Here is a 21,709-nt window from a genome sequence, read left to right on the forward strand (position 1 = left end):
TTACAGGCCACTGCTCATTTACTTTAAGTCTCTAATAATAAATACTTCACATACTCCGCTTCTTCTGCGGACTTCAACAACACCATAATCACATCATTACCGCTCACCGTACCCAACACATGCGGCAACTGCATCTGATCAATACAATAATTAATCGTACGCGCAAACCCAGGCTCCGTCTTAATCAAGATATAACTATCCTTCACAATCACCGAATTCACACTATTCTGCCGATACTTCTTAAACGCTTCACGATAACTCTTCGCAGAATTCTTCTCAGGCAGCACATAATACGATTGATTCGCACCATTCGGGACCTTAGTGACATTCAACTCCTGCAAATCCTTCGCCACCGTCGTCATACTGAAAATCAAATTATATTGCTCCTCCAAAATTTCCGCCAACTCACGCACCGTCGAAATTTTATTATTCTTCAGTAATAATTTAATCAATTCAAGACGCTTTTCTTTCTCCATATCTTCATCCCTCAAATTTATAAATATACAGTATTATTGTATTCTATAAATTAAACGAACTCAATCCCAAGCCACTCATATTCACAAAATTTTTTGGGGGAAGAAAACTTTAGAAAGTACAGCTTGTTGAAGAGCTGACTCAGGACGGCAATAACTGCTGCCTCTGATTAATAGTGCATAAATGTGTAAATAGCATACGACCAATAAAGGAAGTAGGCCATTATAAAAATATTTTCATTCATAGTGTGGTTGATGGTATAATAATTTAAAATCAACGACATCAAGGGGGACATCAAGATGATTATATTCATGGAAATCATGTTGCTTACAGTCATCGCACTCGTTATGGAACATCGCATGACCAGGCGAGGCAACATGTCAAAGTCACAATGGTTCACTCGCATGCTGAAAATAGGGGTTGCCGTAGTACTCATCACGATCGCCATATCCTTTTTCCAAAATCTCGACGTAGTGATTGCAGGTTTTAAAGACGGTTATACAAGTTATCTAGAATTTTAATATAGTGAAGTTATTGGGGAATTGAGGGTAGGATAAAATAAGATCCTAACCCTCTTTCTAATTATAAATAGGAAATTGTCGCTAAGTGTCTAGGCTGGAGTTTGGAGCCTCGACACTTGTGACCCAAACTGTATAAGCAGCGAAGCGGAGCCTCGACATTTAAGCCTCAAACACAAAAAAACAGAGACTGCCCCACCACGAGCAGCCTCTGTTCAGTTAGTTATTATTTCATCGCTTTCAATAAATGCTGATATAACGCTTCTGCAGTTTCAGCATCCTCTATTCCATGTACATTCATACGACCATCTTTAAACAAAGTAGCAGACCGGCCACCAATATCCAGCAATTTCACATAAGGATTTGCTTTTAAGATATGGCCGGGAAACAAGTCAGCATTGTCAAAATGCTGCGGCTTAAAGCGGAAGACGTAAGTATCGCCGCAACTGCCTTCTACCCTTTTCGGCTCAGCTACCCCGAGCATTTCATAAGCAGCCTGTCCGCTGCAGACTGGACAATCAGGATTTTTCATACGACTGACATCCATACTTTGTTGCTTCATATTAAAGGGTTCAACAGTCAGCAATTTGCCAGAGAAGCCTGTGCCTGCCATATAACGCATTACTTCAGCAATTTGATAACTGACCACTTGCAAGATTACTGGCGGAATAACACCATTAATTGCACAACTTTCAGCAGTTTCAGGCGCTTCGCTCATTAAGCAGCGTAAGCAAGGACCTGTATAATCAATAGCGTAAACCGTACCTTTGCCGCCGACCGCTGCGCCATAAACCCATGGCAAACCAAGTTTATGACACACTTCATTGAATAAGAAGCGGATGGCGAAATGATCCATGCCGTCTAACAGCATGTCGGGAGCAACATCTGTCAGCATACGTTCAATATTAGTCGGAGTGATTTCCTGATAAAGGGGTTGGATTTCAACTTCCGAGTTGATTTGACGTAATTTATCAGCTAAGGCATAGACTTTCGGACGCATTTCTAACGCATCCGCTTCATCATACAACGCTTGTCGGTGCAAGTTAGATATTTCTACAATATCCATATCTACAATCGTTAACTTACCGACACCCATGCGCACCAATTGTTCTGCTAAATGACTGCCCAAAGCGCCGGCGCCCATTACTAGCAGATGGGCACTCTCCAAAGCTTTCTGTCCCTTAACACCAAAAGGAGCATAACGTGTTTGGCGACTGAAGCGGTCAGCTGAGGCGGAATTCATGCTCGGTGATTCCTCAGTATGACCGGAGTGCGACATCATAGGAAACCTAATCCTTCTGTTGGGCTGGATGCTTGTGCGGTATATTTAACTGGGATGCGTCCGGCTTCGTAGCTCAAACGTCCGGCTTCGATGCCTAATTTCATCGCTTCGGCCATTTTCACTGGGTCTTTTGCACGAGAAACTGCAGAGTTCAACAATACAGCGTCAGCGCCAAGTTCCATCGCTTCGGCCGCATCTTTAGCTGAACCAATGCCGGCATCTACAATAATCGGCACGTTAGCATTTTTAACAATATAACTTAAATTCAACGGGTTATTGATACCGCGTCCAGTGCCGATAGGGGAAGCTAACGGCATGACCGCATGCACGCCTAGTTCTTCTAAACGTTTCGCTAGTACGACGTCTTCCGCAATATAAGGGCAGACTATATAGCCGCGGTCTAACAAGATTTTACAAGCTTCGTATGTCGCAATCGGGTCGGGTAACAATGTTTCGTCGTCACCGATAATTTCAACTTTAATCATATCGCAGACACCCGCATGTTTAGCGATTTCTGCGATACGTACCGCTTCATCAACCGTCTTAGCTCCAGCTGTGTTCGGGAAAGTTACGAAGTCTTTCAAATTCACATTAGCTAATGGGTTCGGCAAGTTCTTGTCATACAAATTCATACGACGTACCGCAAACGTCAAGACATTTGTGCCTGACGCTTCAATGGCTTGTGTTTGAATATCTTCATCATCAAATTTTCCAGTTCCTAATAACAATCTTGATTCCATTTCATATGGTCCAATTTTCAACATTTTATCCGCCTCCAACAAACTCTAATAATTCTAAACGATCATCTTCGCGCACGATTTGCTTGGCAAAATCATCGCGCTGTATTAAATTTTCATTATGTTCAGCAATCACACGTTTCGGGTCGAGCTCAAGTGATTCCAGCACATTTTGAATGCTGAGTTCACTATCGAACGTAAATGGATCACCATTAATGATGCACTTCATAACTTTCCCTCCTCATTGCGAATGGCGCCAATTCTTCTGGACGCTCGCCAGATTTCAACCATTCTGCCATCAACTCACCGATAATCGGCGACAGCAATATTCCATTACGATAATGGCCGGTAATTACCCATAAATTGGGGTCCGCCTCATCCATAATCGGCTGTTCGCCAGGCGTCCAAGGGCGTACGCCGGACCAATGTTTCAACTCGCGGCTTGAAGCCAACTCAGGCACGCGCTCAATCGCTTCATGTAGCAGCCAATCTTTGCCTTCAGTACTCACACCGACCGAATAATCATCGAAATAGCTGGTTGCACCGATTAAGAAACGATGGGGCGGTTTCGGCACAATATAACAGCCGTTGGTCATAAATAAAGTATGTTTCAAATCCAATTCTTCATTTTCCACCAAGACGACTTCGCCTTTCACACCGCTTACGGTCTCTTTGATTTCTGGTTTGTCCGTTAAGAAACCTGCCCAAGCACCTGCTGCCACTACTACTTTTTCAGCTTGAAGCTCAGAAGATTTGCCCTCAGCTTCTACAGCGATATGATAATGGTCGCCGTGACGCGTAATCTCTTCCACATTTGTATGGTCGAAACGTTCTACTGCATCCTCGGCTTGCAACGCCGCGTGCAAGGCTTTCGTATAATGATTCGCATTAATTTGATGATCATGCGGAACAAACATCATAGCCTGCGCGCCTTTCACCAAATAATGCGTCAACTCACCTAAATCGTGTTCACTTAAATCCTCTACATCCTTATCATGCGCATGCAGAAATTCATACTGTTGCTGCAACGAAGCCACATCCTCTTCCTCCGTCGCAATCTTGATCAATCCATTCTGCTGATATTGAATATCGATACCCGTTTCCTTCTGCAAAGTCTTACTCAACTCGTCGAACTTTGCACGAGACTTTAGAGCCAAGCGAAACAACGGACTATCTTCCTTGAACTCATTCTGAGCGCCCAGCATACCGCCCGCCTTATAAGACGCATGCTGACCCTCAATATCGCGGTCAATCAACGCAATACGCATACCGCTATCCTTCAAATGACGGGCAATCGACATACCGATCACACCCGCTCCAACAATCGCTAAATCAAACATCCTTACTCAGCCTCCTTTGCTGAACACAACGTCACCAAATCATTCTCCATAAAATACGAAATCGCTGCGATACCTGCGAACCCAGACGGGACTTGGCCTAACGTTTCCGCATTAATACCACCCAACGCTACCACCGGGATACCGACACGCAACACAGCTGCGATTTCTGCTTGAGTTCTAGGCGCTTTCCCAGGTTTGGATTTGGTGGAAAAGAGGTGCCCGAAAAGTACATAGTCCAAGTGATGTGCCTCGGCAGCTTGTGCACTTGCAGAACTATGTGTCGACATACTGACCATGATTTGAGGATGTGCTGCTTTGAACTGAAACGCACGTTCATCATGTTCGCGAAAATGAATCGTCCTTAAATCAAGTTTCTGTAATAATTCCATATCAGAATGCACCGTGATTTTAGATTTAGGAAAACCAGCTTGAAGCAAGCGCTCCAGAAACCTTTTCAAATCCGCTTGCTGCATCGGCGTCCGAAAGATCAAATGGTCAATCGCCGGCGCAATTGCGAGGAAATGCCTTAAATCATCTTGGGTCAAAGTACGATAGGGCGTAATTGCAATATACATAACGTACACCTTCTTAAAATTATCCAAATAAAAAAGCACTGTTTCTCCATAGAAAAACAGCGCATCAAAAAGTGCAATACGCCACTTTCCTACGCCAGTATAAACTGGATCAGGTTCCAAGAATTTCCTCATTGCCATGAGGATCTCAGCCTGTAAGAACAGGCACTTCCAGTGGACTTATTGTCATTATTCATTTCAATAAGTAATACATATTATCAGCACTAACAAAACGTGTAGCGAGGTGTTAATGCACGAGAGTGACGGATTCGTTCCGTCTCACCATTACTTTACAAAATCATCATAAAGCAAGATGGCAGAAAAAGCAATAGGGGGAGTGGTGAAGATGAACATTGAATTAATTTAATTCTTACTAAAGATTAGTAGAATAAAAAAGTGTGATTTATCTCATTTGATGAACTCAATTAATATAAAAGCTTGCCTATAAATCCGGCAAAAGATACAATGTTAATAAGTTGCTTGCCCAAATTGCAGGCAAAGAAAACTATAGATAAATCCTATGATTATAGGTTTTGTGGGACTATATAATCGACGAGTACCCCGAGCATTAGGGGACGAGAACCGCTTGCGGTAGAAATGAATTTCTGCATGTCCTAATCGACGAGTACCCCGAGCATTAGGGGACGAGAACTGTTGCTATCGTCGATATTGTACTTAATTTGTTCCAATCGATGAGTACCCCGAGTATTAGGGGAGGAGAACTTTTATTTCCTCTTTGATTTCTGAAATTCTGTTTAATAATAGACGAGTACCCCGAGTATTAGGGGACGAGAATGATAGTTTCAACAATAAATCTCATTAAATATTTTCAAATAAAATTATCTTGCTTTTATCTTGAAAGCTATGCTAAGATAATCTCCTGCTAATTTTGAGGCGGGAGATTTTACACTTGTAAAAGTAATAATCTTTTGTTGATTTCTGAATCTTCAAAATATATTGAGAGGTAATGAGATGAAAGATATTATATATGTTAAACGGTATTTCTTTGTTACTGTCGCCAAGCAGACCTTTAAATTTGTAAATATAGTGGATAAGGAAGAGAGTTATGTTCCTATTGAAGATGTAGATATGTTTATTTTTGATCATCCTAGAAGTTATTTTTCCAATCAGCTAGTAGAAACTTGTGTTGAGAATGATATTACGATTTTATTTTGTAATCGTAAGCATCGACCTATTACAAGTGTTACTTCTAATTTTGGTTATCAAAGAAGGCTTAAGAGGCTTTTACTTCAAATGAAAGTTCAGAAGAAAACAAAAGATCGTATTTGGCGAAAGATAATTATCAGTAAAATTAAGAACCAAAGTGATTGTTTGCGCTATACTGCTAAGTTAGATGAAGAGGCAGATTTTATTGAAAAAATAGCTAGTAGAATTGAAGAAGGAGATAAAACAAATAAAGAAGCAATTGCCGCTAAAAGATACTTTAACAACTTGTATGGTAAAGAATTTATTCGGGGTAGATATGATGACGCAGTGAACGCAAGTTTGAACTATGGTTATGCATTAATTCGGGCCAAAATCAGAAAGAGCTTGGCTGCTTATGGATTTGAACAAAGTTTTGGAATTCATCATCGTTCAACAGAAAATCCATTTAATCTTTCGGATGATATTATTGAAGTTTTTCGTCCGTTTGTAGATAGCTACGTTTATGAATTTATTTATCAAAAGAATATAGCTGAAATAAACAGTGAACATAAAGAACAGTTAATCGGTTTATTATTTGAAAATTGTGTGATTGATGAACGAATTTCTTCACTATTCGATGCTATTGATATTGTAATTCAATCATTAATAAAATGTTACGAAAGCAATAGTGCAAGCTATTTAAAACTTCCTAAAATGATTGAGGAGGGCCCTTAATGATGTTACTTGTTTGTTTTGATTTGCCGAGACACAGTAAATTAGAAAAGAAACAAGCTGCTAAGTTTAGAAAAAGACTAATAGAATTAGGTTTTTCAATGAAACAATTTAGTTTATATGAACGTTCTATCCGTAATAGTTCTACTAAAGAAAAAATTGTAAAAATTATTAGTAAGGAGTTGCCGGATTCAGGAAGCATCACAATGTATTCTTTGCCTAATAAGATTCATAATGAACAAATTACAATTTTGGGAGAAAACGCTATCAAAATTCTGGAGAAACCTAAGTTAATTTCATTTTAGTGATTATTTTTATCTATAAAATTGCATAAAATTAATTTAAATGATTTATTTTTTAGGGAGGAGGATGTTTATCGTGAGTCGTAAATTAGATTTGCAATATGGTTCATTATTACACGATATAGGAAAGATAATATATCGTAGTAATTCAAATGAATTTGAAAAGGGCACTCATTCGAAAATGGGATGGGAGTACTTAAAAAAGTTTGAAGAATTTAACCATACGAGTATTAAAGAGAGTGTACGATATCATCATTATAAAGAACTTTCACAAGTTAAATTAAATAATAATAGTTTAGCTTATATCACCTATATTGCGGATAATATTGCTAGTGGTGCTGATCGTAGAGATTTTATTGAAGAGGGTGATGAAGGAGATTATAGTAACAGTTTTAAATTTGATAAATTCGTTCCGTTAAACAGCATATTTAATATTCTGAATTCACAGTCATTAGGTATTTCAAATGGGAGTTTACCATTCGCTGTAAGTGAACAAGTAAAGTATCCTAAAACGACTGAAATAGTCTATACAAGTGGGAATTATACCACTTTAAAAAATGATATGGATATAGATTTACGCGAAAGATTAAAGTTTGAGCCAAAGCACTTTTCATCTTTATTACAATGGACTGAAAGTTTATGGTCTACAATTCCTAGTTCAACTAACTTAAACCAACTTGTTGATGTTTCTTTATATGATCATAGTAAAGTTACTTGTGCTGTAGCTTGTTGTATCTACGATTATTTAGAGTCTTACAATATTAATAATTATAAAGAAGAATTATTTAGTCCATATTCAAAAACAAAAGATTTTTATGATAAGCCTGTCTTTCTACTCGCAAGTTTAGATATGAGCGGTATTCAAGATTTTATTTTTAATATTAGTGGTAGTAAAGCACTTAAAAGCTTGAGAGCTAGAAGTTTTTATTTAGAAATAATACTTGAAGTTATCGTGGATCAGTTATTAGGGAAATTAGAATTAAGTAGAGCAAATCTTTTGTACACTGGTGGAGGACATGCCTACCTACTTTTACCGAATACGAATTCAACTAAAGAAATAATTCAAGATTTCGATGAGAGTTTACGAAAATGGTTTATTAATATGTTTAGTACTGATTTATCTGTGGCTATTGCTTACCAAGAATGTACAGGAAATGATTTAATGAACAGTAATAACCAATATAGACAGATCTGGCAGTCGGTGAGTCAAAAATTATCAGATAAAAAAGCGCATAAATATTCGGCTGAAGATATTTTAAGAATGAACCAAACTAAATCTTATGGTGAAAGAGAATGTAAAGAATGTTTACGAAGTGATTTAGAACTAAATGAGGAAGGCATTTGTCCTATATGTGATGGAATTATTAAAATATCTAATAACTTAAGAGACAATGATTTCTTTGTGGTTGGTGATAATGGAAAATTATCGTTGCCTTTTGATTTGAAGTTGAAAGTAGTTAACAGAGAAGAAGTGGAAAAATTATTAAATTCACATACTGATATAAAAATATATAGTAAGAATAAAGCATTTATTGGACCTGAAGTTACGACTAATCTATGGATGTGTGATTATGATTTAGCGAGTACTAATGAAGAAACAAAAAAAGAAGGTATCTCCAGCTATGTTGAGAGAGAAATCGGTATTCGTAGGTTAGGTGTTGTGCGAGCTGATATCGACAACTTAGGTGCAGCCTTTATTAACGGTATACCAGAAAAATATAATTCTTTATCACGAACAGCAACTTTTTCTCGCAATCTTTCAATGTTTTTCAAATATGAATTAAACAACTTATTGGAAGGTTCTAAAATTACAGTTATATATTCAGGCGGGGACGATATATTCTTAATCGGTGCATGGGATGATGTAATTTCTAAAACTATTGAAGTTCGAAATGCATTTGAAAAGTTCACTTTAAATAAGCTTACTTTCTCAGCAGGTATTGGAATATATCCATCTAAATATCCTGTATCTAAAATGGCAAGTGAAACTGGAGAATTAGAAGAGGCAGCTAAGCAAGGTGAAAAAAATCAAGTTGCTTTATGGAACAAACATAAAGTTTATAAATGGAATACTTTAGAGAAAGACATACTAAACGATAAATTAGAAATAATTAGTGGAGCATTTGAAACTACAGCAGATCATGGAAAAGCATTCATTTATAAAATTATTGAGTTATTAAGAGAAGACAGTCAAATAAATATAGCACGTTTAGCTTATTTGCTTGCACGCAGTAATATAAATAGTCATTATTCAAATATTATTTTTAAATGGTCGCGGTCAGAAGAAGATCGAGAACAGTTAATTACAGCATTTGAGTATTATGTCTATCAAACACGGGAGGGTTAATTAATATGGAATTAGCAAAACTAAAGTCCGGTACACCAATTGATTTAAAGTATGCTGAAAATGTTATAAAAAAGAATTGTGAGACAAAGACGTTTAAAGGAAAAGAACAAACAGTACTATTTGGTGGATTAACAACGAGTAAATTACGTAATTTACTTCAATATTTAAATAATATTTATACTAAAGTTTATAATACCAATAATAAAGAGTTATCTGATGAAATTTGTGACGAGTTAGAATATTTGAAGGTTAAGTTTGCGTATGAATCTGCTAGAGAAAAATCAGTTGATTTATTTTTGAAGAAAACTCATATGAATGTACTTATTGATAGAGTAATAAAACATAAATCAAAAAAATTCTTTTTAGATTATTGTAAATACTTTGAAGCATTAGTTGCTTACGCTAAATTTTATAATAAGGAGAATTAATATGTATTCTAAAATAAAAATTTCAGGACAAATAGAAGTGTTGACAGGCTTGCATATCGGAGGGGGCGGAGAAATCAGTATGATAGGTGCTATTGATTCTCCAGTTGTAAGAGATTTATTTACGAAACTTCCGGTTATTCCAGGCAGTACTATCAAAGGGAAGATGAGAAGTTTATTGGCAAGAGATTTCGGACTTAAGCCTAACCAAAAAGAGCATAACGAAGATGATCCGATAGTTTTAAGATTGTTCGGCTCTAGTAACAAAGATAATATTAAACGCTCTCGTCTGCAATTTTCAGATGCTTTTTATAATCAAGAAACAAAAGCGAAGTTTGATGAAAATGAAGTACCTTACACGGAAACAAAGTATGAAAATACGATTAATCGATTGACTTCTGAAGCTAATCCGAGACAAATTGAACGTGTAACGAGAGGCTCTCGATTTGATTTTCAAATTATTTATAATGTTGAAGATGAAAATGAAGTAGAAACTGATTTTGAGAACATTAAAAATGGAATTCAATTATTAGAAAATGATTATCTTGGCGGCGGTGGGACACGTGGTAATGGCCGAGTTAAATTTAATATCGAAGAAATTGAAACAGTTATTGGTGATTATGACAGCACAAATTTAGTATTAAAGTAGGTGAGGAATATGAGTATAAAAATCTATAAATTACACTTTACTACACCTGTTCATTTTGGAGAAAAACGTTTAAGTGATAGCCAGCCTGTAATAGCCGCCGATACTTTATTTAGTGCGCTTTTTATTGAAACATTAAATTTAGGATTAGATACAGATTTTTTATTAAATGATTTAAAAATAAGTGATACTTTCCCATTTTTTAAAGATAATTATTATTTTCCCAAACCTTTAATGAAGATTGAATCACAACATAAGGATGAAACAAATTATAAGGTTTTTAAAAAACTTAAATTTTTACCTGTAAACCAATTTAATTCGTATATAGCTGGCGAAATTGATAGTACAGAAGCAGAACGAATCACTAGTGATTTTCAACTGGGAGAAAAAGAATTATTAACAAAAGTGTCATTGCAGAATAATGAAAAAGAAGGCGGAGATGCAGAACCATATTCTGTGGGGCTCTTTAGATATCATCCAGATGCAGGTCTTTATTTTATTGCAAAAGGTTCTGAGAACGCTTTGAATTCGTTAAATGAAGTTATTGATGCTTTACAATATTCAGGAATCGGTGGAAAGAGAAGTGCTGGTTATGGACAGTTCGAATGCAGAATAACTTCTGACGAGAAAGTGATAGATTTGTTGACTCAGCAAAAAGGTGAAATTATATATTACTGTCAACAGCTATGGCGGAAGAAAACAACTTAAAAACAATCTTAGAAAATGCTAGATACTTGTTAAAGAAAAAATCAGGTTTTATTCAGTCTGCTGATTTTACAAATACTTTAGTGAAAAAGAAAGATTTTTATAGTTTTTCTGCGGGTTCAGTATTTAAACATCCATTTTCAGGAGCTATATTTGATGTGGGTGAAAATGGAAAACATCCAGTATATAGATATGCTAAAGCAATGTGGATAGAGGTGTGAACATATGAGTTTAAAAACATATACTATTAATTTAACGACAATTGGACCGGTTCATATTGGGATGGGTGAAACAATCCGCAAACAAGAATATATCTATGAAAAAAACGCTTCTCAAGTACATTTTGTTGACGGTAAAAAAATGACTAAGTTTTTCAAAGATAAAGGTATTCTAAAAGCATTTTTAAATTATATTACTGATTATAAGCAACGTGCTGATCTTGCTACTTTTTTGAAAGATAAAAAGATAAAAAAAGAAGAATGGAAAGCATTTATTACTTATAGTGAACACGTGAATCAAGGTAAACGCTATACAACAGGTCAAAGTATTAAGTCATTTGAAAGTAATACTAAACCTTTAAATGATATTCATAAAATGGTAAGAGACGGCCAAGGTTCTGTTTATATACCCGGTAGTTCGTTGAAAGGTGCTCTTCGAACAGCGATTCAGGGAAATCGGAAGATAGTAGAAAATCATATTGCGAATAGAGCTAATAGATTTCATCATGTCGCTTTAGAAACACAACAAATCGTCGTTAAAGAGGAAATAAACAAAATTTTTAATAAGATAAAAATAGGTGATTCTAATCCGATTTCAGAAAGCGATTTAGAAATATATCAAAAAATAGATATAAATAAAAAAGCCAAAGCAATGCCTTTATATCGTGAGTGTATAAAAGCAGGTACTGAAGTGACCTTTACAATGACGATAGAAGATGATGTATTAAGTGGGCATGAATTAGAAGAAATTATTCGATTGTTCTACAAGAATTATTGGGAAAAGTGGGCTTCTGGATTTGAAAACACTGTTGCTGGTAAAGAATTTTTTGATATGGGTGCAGTACCAAATGATAAAGAAGTCAGAGAACAAAAGGCAATTTTATTTGTTGGCGGCGGTTCAGGTTTTGTAAGTAAGACTTTATATTATCAGATTAATAATAAAACCATCGCTAAAAACAACTCGTTTAAAGTCTTAAAGAATAGATTTAGAAGAGTTTACGGAAAGATGAGCACACAGCCTGGTAATGTGCCTATTGTATTAAAAGGCACTGTAAATACCTCACAAAACAAATGGTACCAATTTGGAGCATGCGAAATTCAAATATCTGAGAAATAAAAAGTGTTAGGAGAGGTTTGTACAATGAAAATAGTATTCAGCCCAATTGGAAATACTGATCCGTGGAGAAATGATAGGGATGGCGCTTTACTTAATATTATAAGAACCTATCAACCAGAAATTGTAGAGTTATTTTTCACAGAAAGTATTTGGGAAGGCAACAATCGATTTATTGGTCAAAAAAATTTTGATTGGAAATTTATTATTAATAGTATCTCTTCTGATGCTGAGGTTAGGATTAAAGTAGATAGTATTGAAAAAGAGCATGATTTTGATGCTTATAAAGATCTATTTCATTCATATCTTGTTGAATTAGAAAATGAATATCCTGAAGCTGAATTATTATTAAATGTTACTAGTGGTACACCTCAGATGGAAGCCACTTTATGTTTAGAATATATCACTTATCCAAAAAATAAGACATGCGTTCAAGTTGCCACACCTAATTCATCTAGTAATGCAGGTATGAAATATGCTAAACCAGAAGATCAAGAAATAGATTTGGAAATCGTAAACCAAGAGGAAAGCTCAGAAACTTCTAGATGTAAAGAAATAAATATTTTAAGTTTTAGAGAAGCGATGTTGCGGAGCCAATTGAAAGGCATAATTTACAATTATGATTATGAAGCTGCTTTGCAGCTTTTAGATATTATTCCAAAAGGCTTTAGAAATAAAAAGAAGTTACGTAAAATATTAGTGAATCTTACAGATAAAATTAAACTTCATGAGCCATTTGATGATATCAAAAAAGAGTATAAAGATATGAATGTACAGAAAGCAGTTTTCCATACTTTGTTATTAGGAATGCGTCATCGAAGAGGAGACGTGGCTGAAACTTTAATAAGAATTAAGGCGATTGCAGAATTTATTGTAGAAAAATATATAGATAAACAATACCCAGGGCTAATTTATTATTTTAATGAGAAACCATACTTGAATTTAGAATATGATCCAGTATTTATTAAAGAATATATTTCTCACGCAGGTCACTTTTTAAAAGAAAAAGAAAATTTGCTTTCTTTCCCAATGTATAGAGACATATTGACTTTGTTAGAAAATAAAGGAGAGGTTCTAAAAAATGTGCACGCTGTTAATAATATAAATAGCTTACGAAATCAAGTTGCTCATAATTTGCAATCACTTAACTTATATCAAAATAAGAATGAAAAAAATATTGATACAGCGGTAAAAGCTGTGGAAAAACTTTTATTAATTGTTTATCCTGAAGTGAATGACTCTACTTTAAATTACTTTGATCAATTTAATGAAAGGATAAAAGAGTTTATATGATTACTTATATAAAAATCTAACTAGATTTGCCTGATAAACTTAAAAGTATAAATATCAGCAGTACATTACATGGATTGTTGATGGAAAATTTAAGTGATGAAAGTGCTGAATTTATACATCATCTTTCTTATAGCCCGTTGAAACAAAGATTAATATTTGAAAACGATGAAACTTATTGGGAAATAGTATGTTTAGAGGACGGGATCGCAGAAGAAGTATTAAAGTTTGTATCATTGCAAACTTCAGTTTATTTGAAATATCATGATTTAAAAATAGATCTTCTCAATTTTAATGTAGAGCGAGTTGATGTTAAAAAGTTATTAGATAAAACTTTTTCGAAAGAAAAATTGAGTAGAACTATTAAATTAAAAATCATTACTCCTATGTCATTTAAATCAAGCGGACAATACGATATATTTCCTGATTTGAGAAAATTGTTCCGTAGTATTATGCTCCAATATGATGCTTTTTTCGAAAGTTACGAGATGTATGATCGTGAAACATTATCGTTTTTAACTGATAATATAAAAATTATAGATTATCAGTTATGGAGTACTAAATTTCACTTAGAAGGCGTAAGAATACCTTCATTTAAAGGTAATTTAATAATAAAAATAAACGGTCCGTTACCTTTCTTGCAACTTGTTCACTTTTTAATAGAGTTCGGAGAATATACAGGTGCGGGAATTAAAACTAGTTTGGGTATGGGGAAATTTAATGTTTCTTAAAATAATAAATAATACTTTGCCTTTAACTAGGGCAGCACGATACAAATTCATTAGCTGTTTGCCTGATTTGTAGGCAAAGAAAATAAGGCTTCTTTATTGATATCAAAGGGGTTATTGAGGTATCTAATCGATGAGTACCCCGGGCATGAGGGGACGAGAACGATATACCACTTTAATATATCGGTCAAACATTATCAATCGATGAGTACCCCGGGCATGAGGGGACGAGAACGTGATACATGCGAACGGTGTTATATTGATAGTCAATCGATGAGTACCCCGAGCATGAGGGGACGAGAACCAAACGGATTGACCTTTTTTATCAAAGTACATTGTGAATCGATGAGAACCCCGAGCATGAGGGGACGAGAACAGTTAATATATATCTATCCCACGCTTTCTCAACGACAATCGATGAGTATCCCGAGCATGAGGGGGACGGGAACTGATTTTCGTTATCTTCAAGTAAATAACCTAATTCAAATCGACGAGCACCCCGAGTAAGAGGGGGCGAGAACGGTAGATTTGTTGTTCTTATTTACTCGGATCAATGTGAATCGATGAGTACCCCGAGCATGAGGGGACGAGAAGCCCGTTTTGCTTATTATTTATACAACTGTGAGCATACTTTTTTGCAAATTCTAAGAAAGCTCTTATTGCTTTTCTCTTTTTTTAAAAGTAAACTGAAGATAACTTTAAATACGGCACAACTCATTTCGAAATTAATAATAAGGGGTAATTTTAAGATGAAAGTTAAAGGTTTGAAAGCAGGTATCGTCACAGTATGTGCTGTGGTCGGTCTTTCTTTTTCGGGAGCAGGCGGAGAGGAAGCGCATGCAGCAGGAAGTTATTACTATAATGGTATGAGCAACTATAATGAGTCGACTGCTTATCCGAAAGCAAAGAAAATTTCTAATAGTAATTTAGACATCCATCATATTTCGAATACGATGAAGACGAAGTATAAAGCGGTGGGACGCGTTAGCAATAAAGACGGCTGGAAAGGTCGCGGCAAAGACAGTATGGGAACGGGGACAGTGATCGGCAACTATACATTGGTGACAAATGCACATGTCATTGATACTGCGAAAGGGGCTGCCGCAAACCCTAAATACATCACATTTGATATGGCGAGAGACGGATCTAGAAAACCGTATACGTTCCATGCTACGAAAGTTGTGAAAGTACCAAATACAGACGTAGCGCTAGTGTATACAAAAGAAAAGATGTCGAAATACGCGACACCTTTAAAATTAGCTTCGAATGCGCAAATTAATGGTTTGAAATATAATACGAAATTATATTCAGTAGGTTATCCTTGGCAGAATGGTGACAATACGAAAACACATTGGAGCAGTTTCCGCTTCATTCAAAGATCTTCCAATGGTACTGAATTACAAACAAAAGATAAGTTCCGTGCAGGCGCATCTGGTTCGCCAATGGTCAACGGCAATTATCAAATATTCGGTTTGAGAACGTACGGTTATAATTTATGGGCTAATTCAACTACTAATTATGCTAAAGTTGAAATGGCTGGCGGCGAAGCGATGAATGGTGCAACAGGTAACTTCGTTCGTACACATATTAAATAATAATATTATGAGTGGCTTATTATTTCTGTTCCACTCTCGACGATAACCACCAATAATACCGAAAAGAACCCCTTACTACTGCAATAGTAAGGGGTTTGGTGTGCCATAACGTTGTTTATGTGTATACTATATATTATCTACCTTTAATATACAAGAGTTATATAGTTGTACTTTGTAATGCTTGAGTATTGTACTTCTATATTTCGTATTACAAGTTTCCTCATTTACAACACAACTGTATTTTCTTTTTCGTGAATCATTTCGACAATTTCATTCTTCTCATTCATAACAGCCACTTTTGGTGCGTGATCTGCAATTTCAGTTTCATTTAATTGCGCATAAGTCATAATGATAACCACGTCATCAACTTCTACTAAACGAGAAGCAGCGCCATTCAGGCAAATTTTACCGCTTCCACGTTCTCCTTTAATCACATACGTCTCAAAGCGTGCACCGTTATTATTATTAACAATCGCTACTTTTTCATTCGGTAAAATATCTACCGCATCTAAAATATCAGCAGCTATTGTAATACTGCCCACGTAATTTAAATTCGATTCAGTCACACGTGCGCGGTGAATCTTAGCATTCATCATTGTTCTAATCAATTTCTTCATCTCCGATTATCAGATTATCTATCAAGCGTGCTTTAGAAAATTTAACTGCGAGCGAGATGAAAATACGACCTTTGATGTGCTGCTGCTCTACAAGTTCAGGATAACTGTAAACGGCTACTTCATCTACATGACCGCTTGTATGCGATTCTAAGTAAGCAGTGACCGCTTCCACAATTATTTTACTCTCTCTTTCACCTTCGCGGTAGAGTTTTTCAGCTAATTTTAAACTTTTTTGCAGCTCAGGTGCTTCTTGGCGTTCTTTTTCAGTCAAGTAAACATTAAGTGAACTCTTCGCCAAACCATCCGCTTCACGTACAATAGCTTGACCTACGATTTCAATAGGATGATTAAAATCAGCGACCATTTTTTCGACAATGGCAAGTTGCTGAGCATCCTTTTTACCAAAGTAAGCACGATCTGGCTGGACAATATTGAAGAGTTTATTGACCACCGTCACGACCCCGTTAAAATGAATCGGACGTTGCGCTCCCTCTAAAACATCCGCTAATCTGCCGACTTTCAAAGCCACACCGATTTCGCCTGGATACATCGCTTCGACGCTTGGATGAAAGACATAATCTACTTCAGCAGATGCCGCCGCTTGCGTATCAGCTTCAATATCACGCGGGTAGGCATTATAATCTTCATCAGGTGCGAATTGAAGCGGATTCACAAATACACTGATTACCGTCACATCATTCTCCGCAACTGAACGGCGCATCATCGTCAAATGGCCATCATGCAACGCACCCATAGTCGGCACAAAACCGACCGATTTGCCATCTCGTTTGAAATCACGAGCCAAACGCTGCATATCTTGAATACTTGTAATTACTTCAGTCATTAATCTAATTCCTCCAAGACTTGTTTCTTATACGTATAAGCTTCAGAAGGGAAGCTGCCTTCACGAACCTCTTCATGATAATGATGCAAAGCTTCCACACCCGTTGAAAAGTCGCCGTACTGCTTAACAAACTTAGCACGATGTTCCTGACCGTAATTCAACATATCATGATAGACCAAGACCTGGCCGTCTGTATCTTTACCTGCACCGATACCAATAACAGGGATAGCTAAACGCTTCGAAATCAAGGCGGCCAAATCACTTGGTACCGCTTCTAACACTAGCATTACTGCATCCGCTTCTTGCACCGCTTTAGCATCCGCAATCAATTGCTCAGCCGCCGCTTTCGTTGCACCTTGCATTTTATACCCCATAATACCAACACTTTGAGGCGTCAAACCTAAATGAGAGACTACCGGGATACCCATCGCAGCCGCTTTCGTAATAAAACTGATTAAATGGGCACCTTCAGCTTTCACCGCATTCGCACCCGTTTCTTGATATAAACGCAGCGCATGCTCCAAATCAACACCTACCGTACCAATCGGCAAATCCACTACTACAAACGTATTCGGAGCACCACGGCGCACCGCTTTGCCATGATGAATCATATCGTCTAAAGTGACCTGAACCGTACTCTCATAACCCAGCACCGTCATCCCTAAAGAATCACCCACCAAAATAGTGTCAATTCCCGCAGCTTCAACTTGTTTCGCACTCGGATAATCATATGCAGTCACCATTGAAATCTTTTCATTATTCAGCTTCATATCAAATAAATTGCTTAATTGTTTCATTTCATCATATCCTTTATTTAATATAAAGATATAATAACACAAATAAGGAAATTTTGAGGTGATTCAAGTGACACTACAATACGGAATTATCGGCCCCGGAGCAGTCGGCACCACCATTGCTTACGAACTCTTGCGCAGCCTAGACACAGACCAAGTTCATCTTTTTGGAAAGAAAGCCTGGAGAGTACCCTACCGCCAAAGAGATACAGGAGAACAAAGTGAGCTGCAAACACAAACATTGGCGCATTTCGACGATACATTAGATGTCTTGTTTATTGCGGTCAAAACACATCAATTGGATCATGTGATAGAACAAATGGCACATGTGATTGATGACGATACGCTTATCATTTTGGCTCAGAATGGGCACGGGCAACTTGAAAAAATTGACCATCCGCATGTCTATCAAGCTGTGGTTTACATCAGTGGGCAGAAGACAGAAGATGGCGTGATTCATTTCAGAGACCGCATTTTGCAAGTGCAAGAAGACGAATTTACCAGCGAACTGGCGCAACACTTAGCTGAAACGCGCCTAGAGTTGCAATTGAAAAATGATATTGAGGTTGAAATCTGGTACAAGTTGTTAGTGAATCTGGGGATTAATTCGGTCACAGCTGTAGGAAGACAGACCGCTGCGATTTTAAGAGTGCCAGAAATTCGTAATTTGTGCCGCAACTTGTTAGAAGAAGGGCAAAGAATAGCAGAAGCAGCAGGCATCACGCTACCTGAAACTATCGTTGAAGATATCATGAAGATTTATGCCGGCTATCCAGATGAGATGGGTACAAGCATGTACTATGATATTACCAGCGGTGCGCCTTTAGAGGTCGATGCCATTCAAGGTTTCATATATCGTAAAGGTCAAGAATTAGGGCTCTATACCCCTTATTTAGAAACGGTTTACAGTATTTTAGCTGCTGCTGAGAATGGCAAATTAAGTTACAAGTAAAGTGATATTTTACTCGCAATTTCTCTACTGATTCTGTATAATATTATTAATTAAACTTGATTGTAAAAGATAAAATAATTGTGAGAATTCAAGAATGATGAAAGGTGGTTAATAACCTATGAACAAGCTAGAGCGTAACTTTATTTTAAAATTGAATATCAATTGCGTGATGCCTTCATAGTGAATTAACATAGGCACTTCACACAACATCTTAAGAAAGAAGGAAACAACATGAGTGCACAACAAAATAATCATCAAAACAGCACGCAAAATTCAGCAATTATTACCAGATTAGACCATTTAGAATTGAGAATGACACATTTAGAAGAAAATAAGGATACGAATTATCGTCTTTTGAGTGAAAGAATCGATAGTTTTCAAAAGGAAAATGAAAAAGATCACCAAATTCTCCATAAAAAAATTGATGATTTAAAAGAAGTGAATGATAAAGAACATCAACGTTTATACGAGATAATTAATGATTTTAAACTTGAAACTCGCTTACAGTTTGAAAGTATGGCGCAAACAATAGAAAGATTAGAAAAAAAGATGGACGGAAAAATAGAAAAATTGGATTCCAAAATAGAGAAATTGGATTCAAAAATAGACAATAAATTTGATGAATTAAAGAAAGACTTAAAATGGAAATTAGGTATATTTGCTACTATAGTGACTGCTACAATAGCTATTATTAATGTATGCCAACATTTCTTAATGTAAAAAGCAAACATAGGCAATTGCAGTTGAAGGAATAACGATTTAAATATAAAAAAATGTAATTAATACAAGCAGGGGTTGGGACGTTGTGGAATGTCTCAGCTCCTGTTTGCAAGTGGTCAGATAAAATTTTATATTTTACGATTGGGTAATAGGAATTTGATGGATAAATTACAGTAACTGTGTAGGCTCGCGCCTGCAGCTTATACAGTTCAGAGCCAAGGCGTCCTCCTCTGCTATCCTCCCCACTTTTTATTAAAATTACCAAGTTTGCTTTCAAATAGTCTCGCTAAAATATATGTTAAAATACGATTGAATACACATTACGCAAAAGAGGTTAAAATATGACAGAATATGTAGTGGCGAACGGCCGAATCTATACAGAAGATAAAGTAATGGATCAAGGTTACATCAGAGTTGCGGATGGAAAAATTGCGGAAGTCGGTGCAGGGGAATATACAGGTGACTTGCAAGTTATCGATGCTGAAGGAAAAAATATTTTACCAGGTTTTATTGATATTCATATTCATGGTGGTTATGGCGAGGATGCGATGGACGCGTCATTTGAGGGTTTAAAGCATCTCTCAGAATCTTTGTTATCTGAAGGAACAACATCTTACTTAGCAACTACAATGACACAATCAGTTGAGAATATTGACCGTGCTTTAGAAAATATTGTGGAGTATATTCAATTTCAAGATACGGAGAATGCGGCTGAAGTGGCAGGCGTGCATTTAGAAGGGCCCTTTATTTCAGAACATAAAGTAGGTGCTCAAAATCCTAAATATGTACAACGCCCTTCTGTAGAGGCTATTCAACATTTTCAAGGCACAGCTCAAGGAAATATTAAAATAATTACATTTGCACCGGAAGTAGAAGGTGCGGAGGATACGCTAAAAGCGCTGAGCGATTATATTATCTTTTCGATTGGTCATACAGTAGCCACTTACGATGAGGTAAATGAAGCGGTAGCGCATGGTGCGAAACACGCGACGCATTTATATAATGCAGGAACACCCTTCGAACATCGCTCACCAGGTGTATTTGGCGCAGTTTGGACTAATGATCATATTAATGCTGAAGCCATTGTGGATGGTGTCCATTCTCATCCTGCTGCAGTTAAAACAGCATTTAAAATGAAAGGCAATCAACATTTCTACTTAATTACTGATGCTATGCGTGCCAAGGGAATGCCCGATGGTAATTATGATTTAGGCGGTCAAAATGTCATCGTAAAAGGTTCAGAAGCACGTTTGGCATCTGGTGCACTTGCTGGCAGTATTTTAAAAATGAACGACGGAGTGCGTAATTTAATGGAATTTACAGGAGCACCTTTAGAAGGGGTATGGCGTACTACTAGTTTCAATCAGGCGATAGCTTTAGGTATTGATAATAAAAAAGGTAGTATTAAAGTGGGCAAGGATGCTGATTTAGTAATCGTGGATGATGATATTCAAGTAGCTACGACTATTAAAAATGGTATGATTCATACATTTGAATAAGAAAATTCGAAGCGAGAGTAGGACGAAAAGCATACTTTGTCCTACTCTCGCTTTGTATTATTTTGCTATGCTAAATAATACAATAATATTTAATTAGGTTGTTTAAAACAGA

24 protein-coding genes and 1 riboswitch are annotated in these 21,709 nt (G+C 36.5%); of the genes, 15 read left to right on the plus strand and 9 right to left on the minus strand.

Features of this window, described 5'->3' with window-relative positions; all coding sequences use genetic code 11:
* Window positions 1-23 precede the first annotated feature (23 nt).
* Window positions 24-476 (minus strand): arginine repressor, encoded by a 453-nt coding sequence (locus CNQ82_RS03125; RefSeq protein WP_123144049.1) that lies wholly within the window; start codon window positions 474-476, stop codon window positions 24-26.
* 297 nt (window positions 477-773) lie between these two features.
* On the opposite strand from CNQ82_RS03125, the gene CNQ82_RS03130 reads away from it, so the two are divergent.
* Window positions 774-995 carry a hypothetical protein gene (locus tag CNQ82_RS03130; protein ID WP_123144050.1) on the plus strand — a complete coding sequence of 74 codons (222 nt, stop codon included), beginning with the start codon at window positions 774-776 and terminating at the stop codon, window positions 993-995.
* A 223-nt stretch (window positions 996-1,218) separates the two neighbouring features.
* Here CNQ82_RS03130 and CNQ82_RS03135 read toward each other — a convergent pair whose 3' ends face one another.
* Genes CNQ82_RS03135 through CNQ82_RS03155 form a run of 5 tightly spaced genes read right to left on the minus strand, consistent with a single transcriptional unit; the run spans window position 1,219 to window position 4,926 of the window.
* Entirely contained in the window at window positions 1,219-2,235 is a 1,017-nt protein-coding gene (locus CNQ82_RS03135) for a ThiF family adenylyltransferase (protein ID WP_240624916.1), read from the minus strand.
* 35 nt (window positions 2,236-2,270) lie between these two features.
* Window positions 2,271-3,038 (minus strand): thiazole synthase, encoded by a 768-nt coding sequence (locus CNQ82_RS03140; RefSeq protein ID WP_123144052.1) that lies wholly within the window; start codon window positions 3,036-3,038, stop codon window positions 2,271-2,273.
* A gap of 1 nt (window position 3,039) precedes the next feature.
* Window positions 3,040-3,240, minus strand: a complete 201-nt coding sequence (gene thiS, locus CNQ82_RS03145) for a sulfur carrier protein ThiS (RefSeq protein WP_123144053.1) — start codon at window positions 3,238-3,240, stop codon at window positions 3,040-3,042.
* Complete coding sequence (thiO, locus tag CNQ82_RS03150; protein ID WP_123144054.1) at window positions 3,224-4,351, minus strand: glycine oxidase ThiO; 1,128 nt, start codon at window positions 4,349-4,351, stop codon at window positions 3,224-3,226. The genes thiS and thiO overlap by 17 nt, the downstream gene beginning before the upstream one ends.
* 2 nt (window positions 4,352-4,353) lie before the next feature.
* Complete coding sequence (locus CNQ82_RS03155) at window positions 4,354-4,926, minus strand: thiamine phosphate synthase (protein WP_123145630.1); 573 nt, start codon at window positions 4,924-4,926, stop codon at window positions 4,354-4,356.
* Between the two features lie 69 nt (window positions 4,927-4,995).
* Window positions 4,996-5,106, minus strand: a riboswitch (TPP riboswitch).
* A gap of 789 nt (window positions 5,107-5,895) precedes the next feature.
* Between CNQ82_RS03155 and cas1 the strand changes: the two genes are divergently transcribed.
* The 11 genes from cas1 to CNQ82_RS03205 all read left to right on the plus strand — a co-directional run bounded on the left by cas1 (window position 5,896) and on the right by CNQ82_RS03205 (window position 16,171).
* Window positions 5,896-6,804, plus strand: a complete 909-nt coding sequence (gene cas1 / locus CNQ82_RS03160; protein ID WP_123144055.1) for a type II CRISPR-associated endonuclease Cas1 — start codon at window positions 5,896-5,898, stop codon at window positions 6,802-6,804.
* Window positions 6,804-7,106, plus strand: coding sequence for a CRISPR-associated endonuclease Cas2 (cas2, locus tag CNQ82_RS03165; RefSeq protein ID WP_123144056.1), 303 nt, complete (start codon window positions 6,804-6,806; stop codon window positions 7,104-7,106). The genes cas1 and cas2 overlap by 1 nt, the downstream gene beginning before the upstream one ends.
* Before the next feature lie 73 nt (window positions 7,107-7,179).
* The gene (gene cas10 / locus CNQ82_RS03170) at window positions 7,180-9,450 is read left to right on the plus strand and encodes a type III-A CRISPR-associated protein Cas10/Csm1 (protein WP_123144057.1); all 2,271 of its coding nucleotides are present in this window, start codon (window positions 7,180-7,182) and stop codon (window positions 9,448-9,450) included.
* A 5-nt stretch (window positions 9,451-9,455) separates the two neighbouring features.
* Window positions 9,456-9,878 carry a type III-A CRISPR-associated protein Csm2 gene (gene csm2, locus CNQ82_RS03175; RefSeq protein WP_123144058.1) on the plus strand — a complete coding sequence of 141 codons (423 nt, stop codon included), beginning with the start codon at window positions 9,456-9,458 and terminating at the stop codon, window positions 9,876-9,878.
* 1 nt (window position 9,879) lies between these two features.
* Window positions 9,880-10,524, plus strand: coding sequence for a type III-A CRISPR-associated RAMP protein Csm3 (gene csm3 / locus CNQ82_RS03180; protein ID WP_123144059.1), 645 nt, complete (start codon window positions 9,880-9,882; stop codon window positions 10,522-10,524).
* Between the two features lie 9 nt (window positions 10,525-10,533).
* On the plus strand, window positions 10,534-11,229 hold the full coding sequence (gene csm4, locus CNQ82_RS03185) for a type III-A CRISPR-associated RAMP protein Csm4 (protein ID WP_240624917.1): 696 nt from the start codon (window positions 10,534-10,536) through the stop codon (window positions 11,227-11,229).
* A complete protein-coding gene (gene csm4, locus CNQ82_RS13275) occupies window positions 11,208-11,447 on the plus strand; it encodes a type III-A CRISPR-associated RAMP protein Csm4 (RefSeq protein WP_240624918.1) in 240 nt (79 codons plus the stop codon). The genes csm4 (CNQ82_RS03185) and csm4 (CNQ82_RS13275) overlap by 22 nt, the downstream gene beginning before the upstream one ends.
* Window positions 11,448-11,451: 4 nt before the next feature.
* On the plus strand, window positions 11,452-12,561 hold the full coding sequence (gene csm5, locus CNQ82_RS03190) for a type III-A CRISPR-associated RAMP protein Csm5 (RefSeq protein ID WP_123144060.1): 1,110 nt from the start codon (window positions 11,452-11,454) through the stop codon (window positions 12,559-12,561).
* Between the two features lie 24 nt (window positions 12,562-12,585).
* Window positions 12,586-13,851 carry a type III-A CRISPR-associated CARF protein Csm6 gene (csm6, locus tag CNQ82_RS03195; protein WP_123144061.1) on the plus strand — a complete coding sequence of 422 codons (1,266 nt, stop codon included), beginning with the start codon at window positions 12,586-12,588 and terminating at the stop codon, window positions 13,849-13,851.
* Between the two features lie 80 nt (window positions 13,852-13,931).
* Complete coding sequence (cas6, locus tag CNQ82_RS03200; RefSeq protein WP_164711937.1) at window positions 13,932-14,579, plus strand: CRISPR-associated endoribonuclease Cas6; 648 nt, start codon at window positions 13,932-13,934, stop codon at window positions 14,577-14,579.
* 746 nt (window positions 14,580-15,325) lie between these two features.
* Window positions 15,326-16,171 (plus strand): trypsin-like serine peptidase, encoded by an 846-nt coding sequence (locus tag CNQ82_RS03205; protein ID WP_123144063.1) that lies wholly within the window; start codon window positions 15,326-15,328, stop codon window positions 16,169-16,171.
* A 224-nt stretch (window positions 16,172-16,395) separates the two neighbouring features.
* On the opposite strand, the gene panD is transcribed toward CNQ82_RS03205, so the two are convergent.
* The 3 genes from panD to panB are packed head-to-tail and all read right to left on the minus strand — an operon-like array spanning window position 16,396 to window position 18,429.
* A complete protein-coding gene (gene panD, locus CNQ82_RS03210; protein WP_206125379.1) occupies window positions 16,396-16,779 on the minus strand; it encodes an aspartate 1-decarboxylase in 384 nt (127 codons plus the stop codon).
* On the minus strand, window positions 16,772-17,632 hold the full coding sequence (panC, locus tag CNQ82_RS03215) for a pantoate--beta-alanine ligase (protein ID WP_123144064.1): 861 nt from the start codon (window positions 17,630-17,632) through the stop codon (window positions 16,772-16,774). Before panC ends, panD begins: the two co-directional genes overlap by 8 nt.
* Window positions 17,632-18,429, minus strand: coding sequence for a 3-methyl-2-oxobutanoate hydroxymethyltransferase (panB, locus tag CNQ82_RS03220; protein WP_123144065.1), 798 nt, complete (start codon window positions 18,427-18,429; stop codon window positions 17,632-17,634). The genes panC and panB overlap by 1 nt, the downstream gene beginning before the upstream one ends.
* A gap of 67 nt (window positions 18,430-18,496) precedes the next feature.
* Between panB and CNQ82_RS03225 the strand changes: the two genes are divergently transcribed.
* The 3 genes from CNQ82_RS03225 (at window position 18,497) to nagA (ending at window position 21,597) form a co-directional block, all read left to right on the plus strand.
* On the plus strand, window positions 18,497-19,378 hold the full coding sequence (locus CNQ82_RS03225) for an oxidoreductase (protein WP_123145632.1): 882 nt from the start codon (window positions 18,497-18,499) through the stop codon (window positions 19,376-19,378).
* A gap of 231 nt (window positions 19,379-19,609) precedes the next feature.
* Window positions 19,610-20,098 carry a hypothetical protein gene (locus tag CNQ82_RS03230; RefSeq protein WP_123144066.1) on the plus strand — a complete coding sequence of 163 codons (489 nt, stop codon included), beginning with the start codon at window positions 19,610-19,612 and terminating at the stop codon, window positions 20,096-20,098.
* Window positions 20,099-20,439: 341 nt separating this feature from the next.
* The gene (nagA, locus tag CNQ82_RS03235; protein WP_123144067.1) at window positions 20,440-21,597 is read left to right on the plus strand and encodes an N-acetylglucosamine-6-phosphate deacetylase; all 1,158 of its coding nucleotides are present in this window, start codon (window positions 20,440-20,442) and stop codon (window positions 21,595-21,597) included.
* The last annotated feature ends 112 nt before the right edge of the window (window positions 21,598-21,709 follow it).

Source organism: Staphylococcus debuckii (genome assembly GCF_003718735.1).
Classification (GTDB): Bacteria; Bacillota; Bacilli; order Staphylococcales; family Staphylococcaceae; genus Staphylococcus; species Staphylococcus debuckii.

Coding starts and splice junctions, on each gene's coding strand:
- CNQ82_RS03125 (WP_123144049.1), bottom strand. CDS start 476: ATGGAGAAAGAAAAGCGTCTTGAATTGATTAAATTATTACTGAAGAAT.
- CNQ82_RS03130 (WP_123144050.1), top strand. CDS start 774: ATGATTATATTCATGGAAATCATGTTGCTTACAGTCATCGCACTCGTT.
- CNQ82_RS03135 (WP_240624916.1), bottom strand. CDS start 2,235: ATGAATTCCGCCTCAGCTGACCGCTTCAGTCGCCAAACACGTTATGCT.
- CNQ82_RS03140 (WP_123144052.1), bottom strand. CDS start 3,038: ATGTTGAAAATTGGACCATATGAAATGGAATCAAGATTGTTATTAGGA.
- thiS (WP_123144053.1), bottom strand. CDS start 3,240: ATGAAGTGCATCATTAATGGTGATCCATTTACGTTCGATAGTGAACTC.
- thiO (WP_123144054.1), bottom strand. CDS start 4,351: ATGTTTGATTTAGCGATTGTTGGAGCGGGTGTGATCGGTATGTCGATT.
- CNQ82_RS03155 (WP_123145630.1), bottom strand. CDS start 4,926: ATGTATATTGCAATTACGCCCTATCGTACTTTGACCCAAGATGATTTA.
- cas1 (WP_123144055.1), top strand. CDS start 5,896: ATGAAAGATATTATATATGTTAAACGGTATTTCTTTGTTACTGTCGCC.
- cas2 (WP_123144056.1), top strand. CDS start 6,804: ATGATGTTACTTGTTTGTTTTGATTTGCCGAGACACAGTAAATTAGAA.
- csm2 (WP_123144058.1), top strand. CDS start 9,456: ATGGAATTAGCAAAACTAAAGTCCGGTACACCAATTGATTTAAAGTAT.
- csm3 (WP_123144059.1), top strand. CDS start 9,880: ATGTATTCTAAAATAAAAATTTCAGGACAAATAGAAGTGTTGACAGGC.
- csm4 (WP_240624917.1), top strand. CDS start 10,534: ATGAGTATAAAAATCTATAAATTACACTTTACTACACCTGTTCATTTT.
- csm4 (WP_240624918.1), top strand. CDS start 11,208: ATGGCGGAAGAAAACAACTTAAAAACAATCTTAGAAAATGCTAGATAC.
- csm5 (WP_123144060.1), top strand. CDS start 11,452: ATGAGTTTAAAAACATATACTATTAATTTAACGACAATTGGACCGGTT.
- csm6 (WP_123144061.1), top strand. CDS start 12,586: ATGAAAATAGTATTCAGCCCAATTGGAAATACTGATCCGTGGAGAAAT.
- cas6 (WP_164711937.1), top strand. CDS start 13,932: ATGGAAAATTTAAGTGATGAAAGTGCTGAATTTATACATCATCTTTCT.
- CNQ82_RS03205 (WP_123144063.1), top strand. CDS start 15,326: ATGAAAGTTAAAGGTTTGAAAGCAGGTATCGTCACAGTATGTGCTGTG.
- panC (WP_123144064.1), bottom strand. CDS start 17,632: ATGACTGAAGTAATTACAAGTATTCAAGATATGCAGCGTTTGGCTCGT.
- panB (WP_123144065.1), bottom strand. CDS start 18,429: ATGAAACAATTAAGCAATTTATTTGATATGAAGCTGAATAATGAAAAG.
- CNQ82_RS03230 (WP_123144066.1), top strand. CDS start 19,610: ATGAGTGCACAACAAAATAATCATCAAAACAGCACGCAAAATTCAGCA.
- nagA (WP_123144067.1), top strand. CDS start 20,440: ATGACAGAATATGTAGTGGCGAACGGCCGAATCTATACAGAAGATAAA.